Below are 8,869 nucleotides of genomic sequence, written 5' to 3'. Positions count from 1 at the left end.
TTTTTGTATTCTATTGCGTGGAAACAAGAGAAATACTAAAAAACAAGGATCTCTTCAAGTAAAAAATTAGTTATTTCAGGATGTTTGTTCTAATTTTGAAAGCAAAATAAACTCCGAAAGTCGAGTTATCTGTACGAAACCGGCATCAAGGATTCTTCTGCAACACCGGGATTTCTCGGGGCCCAGATTTTCCGCCGTACTCTGGCTGACAAGATTGAGCTAACCCTCATCACGTACTGGGACAAGCTGGAATCGATTACGGCTTTTTCTGGCAGCGATATTTCGCAGGCGCGTTTGTACCCGGAAGACGAGGTTTATGAGCTTGATCCTGACCTTTCAGTACAGCACTATGAGGTCATCGAGCATCAGATTTCGCCACAGCCATAAAAGCAGACGAGTGTTTGCTTTGTAACCAGTCGTTCAAATTCATCCCCAGCCTGACAGCCGCCCAATGGCGAGAAGCGGACCGGCTCGAAGCTGTCATCAAAAGGAATTAGGGGGCCTGACTTATGGTGAATAATCCTGATCGTTTGAATTTCGATTCACTTACCACCGCCATTCGGAAAACCCATGAACACATGGCGGCTCAAGCAGGTCAAGCCGTCAACATCAGTCTGACATTGAGAAACTGGACCATCGGCCACCATATCATTGAGTATGAACAAACTGGTCAAGACAGGGCGGAATACGGCAACCAAGTTCTAGAACTTCTGTCCAAAACATTGCAGGATTCTTTGGATAGATGTTATTCTTCAAGATACTTACGTCTTTGCCGTCAGTTGTATGTTACTTATCCTCAAATTCGGAAATCACTGATTTCCAGATTCGATCAGTCGGGAAATCGGAAATCGCTGATTTCCAAATTGCCAGATCTTTCTGTACAGGCTCATTCCAACGATATTGAAACATTATTCCCGCAATTGCTTACCCCGGAAGATAAACTCGTCGGGTGCCTGTCATTTACGCATTTCGTGGAATTGATAAAACTCGACGATCCTCTTAAGCGATCCTTCTACGAGATCGAATCTATCCGGGGCAATTGGTCGGTACGGGAACTCAAGCGGCAGATCGGCAGTCTCTACTACGAGCGTTCCGGGTTGTCGGAAAACAAGGAAAAACTGGCTGAACTGGCCCAATCAGGGGTGGAAAAAAGAGAACCGAAACTGGCCATTCGCGATCCCTATGTTTTTGAGTTTCTCGGAATCAAATCCAGTGAGGTCATGCGGGAGTCGGATCTGGAGGATCAGCTCCTGGACAAATTGCAGGATTTTCTTTTGGAGCTTGGCCATGGATTTTGTTTTGAAGCGCGTCAGAAACGAATTCTAATCGGGGATACACACGGATTCATCGATCTGGTTTTCTATCACCGTATCCTTAAATGCCATGTTCTGGTGGAGTTGAAGGTCGATTCCTTCAACCACGAAAACCTCGGGCAGTTGAACACCTATGTAAACTGGTATCGGAAAAATATGATGACCGACAGCGACAACCCGCCTGTGGGCATCCTTCTGTGCACACAGAAAGACCGAGCCCTGGTGGAATACGCCCTGGCAGGTATGGACAACCATCTGTTCGTTTCCAGATATCAGCTCGAACTGCCCCACAAGAAAGAAATCCAGCGGGTTCTGGAAGAGAAGATGCGGGAGGTGAGCGATGGGGAATAATTGGTGTCAAGTAAAAACGCCTGCGCCCATATACGGATGATCGTAAAACGAATCCTGCACAAGTACTGGTATCCACCGACAAACAGGAAAAAACAACGCAAACCGTTCTGGAACAGGATGAACTTCTCTGTGGAGAATGGTTCACAGCATGAAACAAATGAATACAGTCTAATAAATAGATACACTTGATTTTACTCCGCAGTACTTAATTACAACTTTTTTATACGAAATATTTTGTACATCTCACACATGAACACGCTCCAAAAATACAAAAAACATGAAATTTATTTCCAGGATGCAGACCATCGTGATGTAAAAACTATTGAAAGCGACGTTGATTTACGATGCTTTGTTTCCGGAATGCTCTCTTACCATCCCTGGTGGGTGGTTTTTCTGTTTGGAGTAAGAGAAATTTTTGTCAGAATCCTTGGGTTGGCTCGTCATGAAAAGCCCGGCACATTGCCTGTGATACAGCCAGCAGATCTGTCCTTTACACCTGGCGAAAAAGCCTCATTTTTCACGGTGCGTGATGCCAAAGAGGGAGCGTACTGGATTGCAGAGACACCAAAGGATAAACACCTGAAGGCGTTTTTTGGTGTCGTGGCTGAAAAATCAACCCTGAATCGCACGAGGTATCACGTCTTCACCTCTGTCAGATATCTTCACTGGACCGGGCCTGTGTATTTCAACGTAATCCGGCCTTTTCATCACATGGTTGTCTGGAGAATGATGAAGGCAGGCGCAAGGAATCACCAAACCGCATAACCATGCTTTGTCAGAACCATCCACCTCCTGTCTCGCGCTGATCAAACCATGTCACAATATGTCGAGTCCTAAAAAATAGTTGTCACTTTTCTGGGATTCTCCTGTCTTTTTTCTTTTCCTCCTGCTCGTTCCGGTTTGGGCGAACACAAGGTTCGCCCAAACGGACATTCACCTTCCATTCGCCTTTCCTGCGCACTGCCTCCTGCGCACTGCGCACTTTTTTCTCCACATCGGTTACCCCACTTCTTACCCCGGTTCTTTCCTGGCTTGACGGCTACAAACCTGGACAAACGAGCACAAAAAAAGCCCCGATGTCCTTGATATGTAATCAATTTTGGACAAACCGGGACTTTCTAAGAAAGGTCAATGGTGCCGGGGGCGGGAATCGAACCCGCATGATGTTGCCATCGCTGGATTTTGAGTCCAGTGCGTCTACCAGTTTCACCACCCCGGCGGGTGTGGAATGGAGGGTTTCTATGTAAGAGAGACTCTGGTGTCAAGAAAAAACCAGGATGCAATCACGTTCAATTCCGCTAGCAATCGGGAATGCTTTAGCAAAATCGATGACCGGGTCGGTTGCCATTTTTTAAGATCGCAGGTGCTTCCAGGGATCGTCGTCCGGACGTTTTTGCCGCTGGGCCTCCTGCCAGAAGGGGGTCGTGCTCTTGCCCGAGAGATAACATTCCTGGCACCGATTCTTGTCCTCGAAAAGTTTGAGCAGAACAATCCCGGCCACGAATCCGCCCACGTGGGCCCACCAGGCAACCCCGCCGCCACCTGCGGCCGAGGCGGCACCGTTGAAGAATTGCAGCAGAAACCAGATGCCCAGAAAGAGCACGGCGGGCAGGTCGATGAACCAGGGAAAGATGAAAATCGGTATCAGGGTGACCACCTTGGCGTGAGGGTAGAGAATCAGATAGGCACCCATAACCCCGGCCACGGCCCCGGAGGCCCCCACCACGGGAACCGGTGAGGAGAGATTGAAGAACAGATGGGCAGCCAGGGCCGCGAACCCGCAGCAGAGGTAAAAGATCAGAAATCTGAACGGTCCCATGACGTCTTCAATATTGTCCCCAAAGATCCACAGGGTCCACATATTGCCGATGATATGCATCCAGGAGCTGTGCAGGAACATGTGCGAAACCAGGGAGGTCACCGCGCCCCCGGGGTATCCCTGGGACGCGGCCCACAGGGGATCGGTCAGCCGCAGGGGAACCACTCCAAAGACATGAAAGACGTACGCCTTGCCCTCGGGTGAGAGGAGCAGCTCGAAAAGAAACACCAGCGCATTCACGGCCACGATAGTGGTCACCATGACCGGCTTGTGCACATTGGGCGTATTGTCGCGAAGTGGAAACATGGGTTGCCTGTGGGAAAAAAAGGGAGAACGGAGAAAAGGAGACGGGAGGCCGGAGGTACGGAGTCAAGATCTCACGTTTTGAAAAAATGGTGTGCCCTAAGAAAAATTCTTTCTCGGGTTTTTCCTGCGCACTGTGCACTGCGTACTGCGCACTTTTTTCCCGTCTCCTTTTCTCCCGTCTCCCGTCTCCTATATCTTACAATCTACATTGAAAATCATGGAACCGATATTTTCCCGATACGGCGGGTAGACGACCCCTTTCTCGGTGATGATCCCGGTGACAAGCTCGTTTGGGGTTATGTCAAAGGCGAAGTTGAAGACCCCCACGCCATCGGGCGTTATCTGAACATCGCCCACATGGGTGACCTCCCGCGGCGTTCTGTCCTCAACGGGAATCCAGCTGCCGTCCGGGCTGTCCGGATCAAAGGTCGAGGAGGGAGCGGCCACGTAAAAGGGAATTCCGTAATATTTGGCCAGAATGGCGACCCCGGATGTCCCGATCTTGTTGGCCACATCGCCGTTGGCCGCTATCCGGTCCGCGCCCACAACCACCTTGTCGACCATGTTCCTGCTCATGAGCAGCGAACAGGCATTGTCACAGGCAACCCGCACAGGGATGTTGTCCTTGTGCAGTTCATAGGCGGTCAGCCGGGCGCCCTGCAGAAAGGGCCGGGTCTCGTTGGCAATGACCTCGATCTGTTTGCCCATGTCCACCGCCCCTCTGATCACACCCAGGGCAGTGCCGTATCCGGCGGTTGCCAGGGCGCCGGCGTTGCAATGGGTCATGACCGTGTCCCCGTCAGCCAGCAATTCCCCGCCGAACCGTCCGATGGCCTTGCACATGGCAATGTCCTCGGCCTGAATCTCCCGGGCAAGGGAGAGCCAGAAATCAGCGAGTTCCTCGAGACGTACAAGAGAAGCATTGTCCTTCCAGGCGGCGCGCATCCGCGTGACCGCCCATTTCAGATTGACCGCTGTGGGACGGGCAAGGACGAGTTCATCCAGCTTTTTCTCCACCGCGCCTGCCCAGCCTGGATCATTCGCATCCACCTCACGGGTGGCCAGATAACACCCATAGGCCGCTGTCACCCCGATGGCAGGCGCCCCTCTGACAACCATTGTCTGCAGGGCATAGACGACATCCTGGACCGTGGAGCAGACAAACTCGTCCTCCCGGGTCGGCAGATAGCGTTGGTCCAAAAGGATGAGCGCGTCCTTTTCCTCTGAAAATGTGATATGATCTTCCACGAATAATCCTTTTTGGGTGAAGGGTGCCCGAAAGACGGTTTATTGTTGCAGGGGATGCTCAGCAGTGCCAACAAATGCCTTTCTCTGCGTCCCTGCGCCTCTGCGCGAAAAACCAATCACCCGATCTTTTTGGCCAGCAGTTCGTTGACCAGCTTGGGGTTGGCCTTGCCCCTGGACTTCTTCATCACCTGACCGACAAAAAATCCGGTCAGTTTCTTTTCTCCGCCCTTGAACCGGGCCACCTCGTCCGGATGGGCGGCAATGACCTCGTCCACATACCCTTCGATGGCCGAGGTATCGGAGATCTGAATCATCCCTTTTTCCTTGACATAGGTTTCAGGATCGCCCCCTGTAGCAAACAAGGCCCCAAAGACCTTTTTGGCGATCTTCCCGCTGATGATCCCCTCATCCATGAGTTTGACCAGCCGGGCCAGATGGACGGGTTCAAAGGCGCACTCCCGGATGTCCTGACCGGCATCGTTGAGTTCCTTGAGCATCTCGGTCATCATCCAGTTGCCGATCTTCTTGGGCTGATCGTACTCGCGGACAGCGGCCTCGAAATAGTCGGCCAGGGCCTTGTCCGCGGTCAGGGTATCGGCATCGTATTCGGGCAGCCCATATTCCTTCATGAACCGACGCTGCTTGGCCTGCGGCAGTTCGGGCAATTCCCCCTGCCAGCGCTGCAGCTGCTCATCCTCGAACACCAGGGGAACCAGATCGGGATCGGGAAAATACCGGTAATCGTTGGCCTCTTCCTTGCCTCGCATGGACCGGGTCACCCCCTTGGCGGTATCGAAAAGCCGGGTCTGCTGGACCACCTTTTCCCCGTCATCCAGGATATCGCGCTGCCGCTCGATTTCATAATTGAGCGCCCGCTCCACATTGCGGAAGGAGTTCATGTTCTTGAGTTCGGTACGGGTGCCCAGTTCCTTCTGGCCCATGGGCCGGAGGGAGACGTTGGCATCGCAGCGAAAACTCCCCTCCTCCATGTTCCCGTCGCAGATCTCCAAATAGACCAGAATGGCCCGAAGGGCCTTCAAATAGGCCACAGCCTCTTCCGGACTGCGCATGTCCGGCTCGCTGACGATTTCGATGAGCGGAACCCCGGCCCGGTTCAGATCCACGTAACTCACGTTTTCCGTTTCCGAATGGATATTCTTGCCCGCATCGTTTTCCATGTGGATCCGGGTGATCCCGATGGTTTTCTTGCCCTTGGAGGTGGTGATGACCACATGCCCGTGTTCGGCCACGGGCAGTTCGAACTGGGAAATCTGATAGCCCATGGGCAGATCGGGATAAAAATAGTTCTTACGCGCAAAGATCGAACGTTTGTTGATGGTGCAGTCAACGGCAAGGGACATCTTGGCGGCATATTCCACGGCCCGCTTGTTCAGAACAGGCAGTGTTCCGGGCATTCCGGTACACACCGGACAGGTATTGGCATTGGGTTCGGCCCCGAATTGTGTGGAACAGGAACACCAGATCTTGGACTTGGTCTTCAACTGGGCATGAACCTCCAGCCCGATGACGGTCTCGTAAGCGCTCATCCTTTTCTCCTTGGAGACATTGGCATACCAAAAAAACGACAACCGGCAGACCGGTTGTCAGATAAAAAACATGGTTCATGGGAAAAACGTATCTTCCCTGCACTTATCCTCATTTCCCGGTGCCGTGTGCGTACAATGCGGGATTGAGGGTGGGATCATTGTACATCTTGAACTGGAAATACACCTTGGGCCGTTTCACTCCCCGGGCATATTCGTCCACAAGCTCCAGGGCGCTGGTGGTCAGATCCCGGTGCTGCTCTTCGAGGGTGGCCACCTTCCCACGACAGGCGGACCGGTGATCTTCGTCCACGTCGGTTCGTCGGGTCTGTTCCCGCATGTGATAGAGTTTCAGGCTCAGGATGGAGAGCCGGTCGAGCACGCTGCCCAATGTTTCCGTATTGTATCTCCGGGCACCGTCAGGGGGCAGAAACCGGGCCACCCGGGTGATGATCTCCTGGTCAATGCGTTCGATGAGATCGTTTCGCTGCTGGTTGAGTGCGTCAATCTCCCGCTTGCACTGGGCAATGATTTCGCCATCCACATCCTTTACCCGCGCCCTGTCCTCCACATGCCAGAGCCTGAAATTGCAGAGGTGCTGGGCAAGAGCCAGTCCGGTCAGCCCGGGTCCCTCTATGATTTCAGGAATTTTTTCGTGCCACAGGATGACGGTTTCCAGCTGGGCCTTCCAGCATGCCGTGAGATCTTTTTTAAGTTCTTTGATTTCTTCAAGTTTGTTCATGAATATCCGTACCCATACCAGATCGGCTGGGAGATGTTTACTTGCGGGCAAGCCTGCCCGAGCTGACAAGGATGCACACCGAGGCCTTTTCCTTCATATGGCCGGCCAGAAAAGCAGCCATTTCCCCGGCCCCGCAAAAAAGATCCAGATGATCCCCCTTGATGGCCCCGCCCCTGTCCTGGGCCAGCCCCACAAGAACCATTTCCGGCAAATGCCGGTCCCCGGGCAGACTGACCTGCTGCAGCAGTACCGACCCAAGGGGCACCCGAGTCGGATCAGAGGCGACACTCACAAGCGGGGTCAGGGTCGCACCCATGGCCCCGTAGGGTCCATCATCGGCAAGCCGAAAAAACACATAGCTCGGGTTGGTGTTCAGCAGATTTTCAACCATGCCGGGATGATTCTTCAAAAATGTTCGTATCCCCTGCATACTCATCTCTTGGGAATTCATGTATCCCCTTTCAATGAGTACCCGGCCAAGGGACACGTATTTGTGCCCGTTTTTCCCGGCATAGAGCACATGACGCACGGAGCCATCGGGAAAAACCAGCCGTCCCGATCCCTGAATCTGTAGAAAAAAAAGATCCACAAGATCCCGCACCCAGGCGATCTCGATCCCCTGATCGGCCAGGACACCGCTGGAATCAATGGCCGCTCTGTCGTGATAGGGCTGTATCCGTCCATCTTCGATCCGATAAACGAGCTTGTGACCGGCCCATCGGTAGTGAAAATCTCCCAGGTCCGCGGTCTTGAGATCCTTGGGGACCCCGTAGACAGGAAAGGGATATTCCGGGCACGGGGCCGGGCTGGCATGGATACGGGGCTCATAATATCCGGTCATGAGCGTGGAGGGCTCGAGTCGGTACCACTCGAAACTCTCCTTCAAATATTCAGGGTGTTCGTCGAGTTCGGGCAGCAGGGCAATAAGTTTTTCAACCGTGTCGCAGAGATCACCAAAGGTGCAGGTCAGGTTGTCATCCTCGATGGCCAGAACCTGCGGTGGTTTGGTACGCAGATAGGCGAGACTTCTGGAAAGCGCGGGACGAAGATCCTCCCATGACCCGATTTTTTGACGCTTGATGGCAAGCCGGGTGAGCATCTGCTGCTTTTCATCCCCAGTGAGAGGAACATACCTGGCAAGAGGCTCTTTCTCTTTTGGGACAGAATCTTTTTCTAACGACAGATCCTCTTTTGACTCCTGCGTGGTTTCAAGACGAAGTTCCTCAATGACCACTACAGGGGGTTGACCAGACGGCCGTGGCTTGCTGCATCCCGAACAGGCCATCACCATCACCGTCCAACCGATAATGATCAAGGCAAAAAATCCCTGTCTGTTCATAGCCATACCTCCTCCCAACATCCCATTGCTCCTTGTCATCTCACTGGAGAACGCTTCCCCTCGCAGATCCCCCATACCATGCTGACGTGCCGTATCGAGGATAACGAGCCTGAATCAACGATCAGGAGTCTGCATGCATCAAGCTATGATCCCCCGATTTCCGTCACGCCGGTTGTCACGTTCTCCCTGTATTGCGGGCAGGGCCCG

General features: G+C 53.0%; 7 protein-coding genes and 1 tRNA gene. 2 read left to right on the top strand and 6 right to left on the bottom strand.

What is annotated here, in order from left to right:
* Positions 1–509: 509 nt before the first annotated feature.
* On the top strand, positions 510–1,664 hold the full coding sequence (locus tag ACTVJH_RS10170) for a PDDEXK nuclease domain-containing protein (RefSeq protein WP_455990011.1): 1,155 nt from the start codon (positions 510–512) through the stop codon (positions 1,662–1,664).
* A gap of 249 nt (positions 1,665–1,913) precedes the next feature.
* Positions 1,914–2,429, top strand: coding sequence for a DUF2867 domain-containing protein (locus ACTVJH_RS10165; protein WP_455990009.1), 516 nt, complete (start codon positions 1,914–1,916; stop codon positions 2,427–2,429).
* Positions 2,430–2,796: 367 nt separating this feature from the next.
* On the opposite strand, the gene ACTVJH_RS10160 is transcribed toward ACTVJH_RS10165, so the two are convergent.
* The 6 genes from ACTVJH_RS10160 to mltA all read right to left on the bottom strand — a co-directional run bounded on the left by ACTVJH_RS10160 (position 2,797) and on the right by mltA (position 8,668).
* Positions 2,797–2,883 (bottom strand) — tRNA-Leu (locus tag ACTVJH_RS10160).
* 132 nt (positions 2,884–3,015) lie between these two features.
* Positions 3,016–3,789 carry a rhomboid family intramembrane serine protease gene (locus ACTVJH_RS10155; protein ID WP_455990007.1) on the bottom strand — a complete coding sequence of 258 codons (774 nt, stop codon included), beginning with the start codon at positions 3,787–3,789 and terminating at the stop codon, positions 3,016–3,018.
* A 189-nt stretch (positions 3,790–3,978) separates the two neighbouring features.
* Positions 3,979–5,037 carry an S-methyl-5-thioribose-1-phosphate isomerase gene (gene mtnA, locus ACTVJH_RS10150; protein ID WP_455990005.1) on the bottom strand — a complete coding sequence of 353 codons (1,059 nt, stop codon included), beginning with the start codon at positions 5,035–5,037 and terminating at the stop codon, positions 3,979–3,981.
* A 116-nt stretch (positions 5,038–5,153) separates the two neighbouring features.
* A complete protein-coding gene (gene gatB / locus ACTVJH_RS10145; RefSeq protein ID WP_455990003.1) occupies positions 5,154–6,584 on the bottom strand; it encodes an Asp-tRNA(Asn)/Glu-tRNA(Gln) amidotransferase subunit GatB in 1,431 nt (476 codons plus the stop codon).
* 109 nt (positions 6,585–6,693) lie between these two features.
* The gene (locus ACTVJH_RS10140) at positions 6,694–7,323 is read right to left on the bottom strand and encodes a DUF4254 domain-containing protein (RefSeq protein WP_455990001.1); all 630 of its coding nucleotides are present in this window, start codon (positions 7,321–7,323) and stop codon (positions 6,694–6,696) included.
* Positions 7,324–7,360: 37 nt separating this feature from the next.
* Positions 7,361–8,668: a murein transglycosylase A gene (gene mltA, locus ACTVJH_RS10135; protein ID WP_455989999.1), complete on the bottom strand. Its 1,308-nt coding sequence runs from the start codon at positions 8,666–8,668 to the stop codon at positions 7,361–7,363.
* Between the last annotated feature and the right edge of the window lie 201 nt (positions 8,669–8,869).

The organism is Desulfoplanes sp. PS50 (genome assembly GCF_053851535.1).
This window is presented reverse-complemented; position numbering and strand designations above follow the sequence as displayed.

Excerpts from the sequence above, each read along its gene's own strand:
- ACTVJH_RS10170 (WP_455990011.1), top strand. The coding sequence starts at position 510 with ATGGTGAATAATCCTGATCGTTTGAATTTCGATTCACTTACCACCGCC.
- ACTVJH_RS10140 (WP_455990001.1), bottom strand. The coding sequence starts at position 7,323 with ATGAACAAACTTGAAGAAATCAAAGAACTTAAAAAAGATCTCACGGCA.
- gatB (WP_455990003.1), bottom strand. The coding sequence starts at position 6,584 with ATGAGCGCTTACGAGACCGTCATCGGGCTGGAGGTTCATGCCCAGTTG.
- mltA (WP_455989999.1), bottom strand. The coding sequence starts at position 8,668 with ATGGCTATGAACAGACAGGGATTTTTTGCCTTGATCATTATCGGTTGG.
- ACTVJH_RS10155 (WP_455990007.1), bottom strand. The coding sequence starts at position 3,789 with ATGTTTCCACTTCGCGACAATACGCCCAATGTGCACAAGCCGGTCATG.
- ACTVJH_RS10165 (WP_455990009.1), top strand. The coding sequence starts at position 1,914 with ATGAACACGCTCCAAAAATACAAAAAACATGAAATTTATTTCCAGGAT.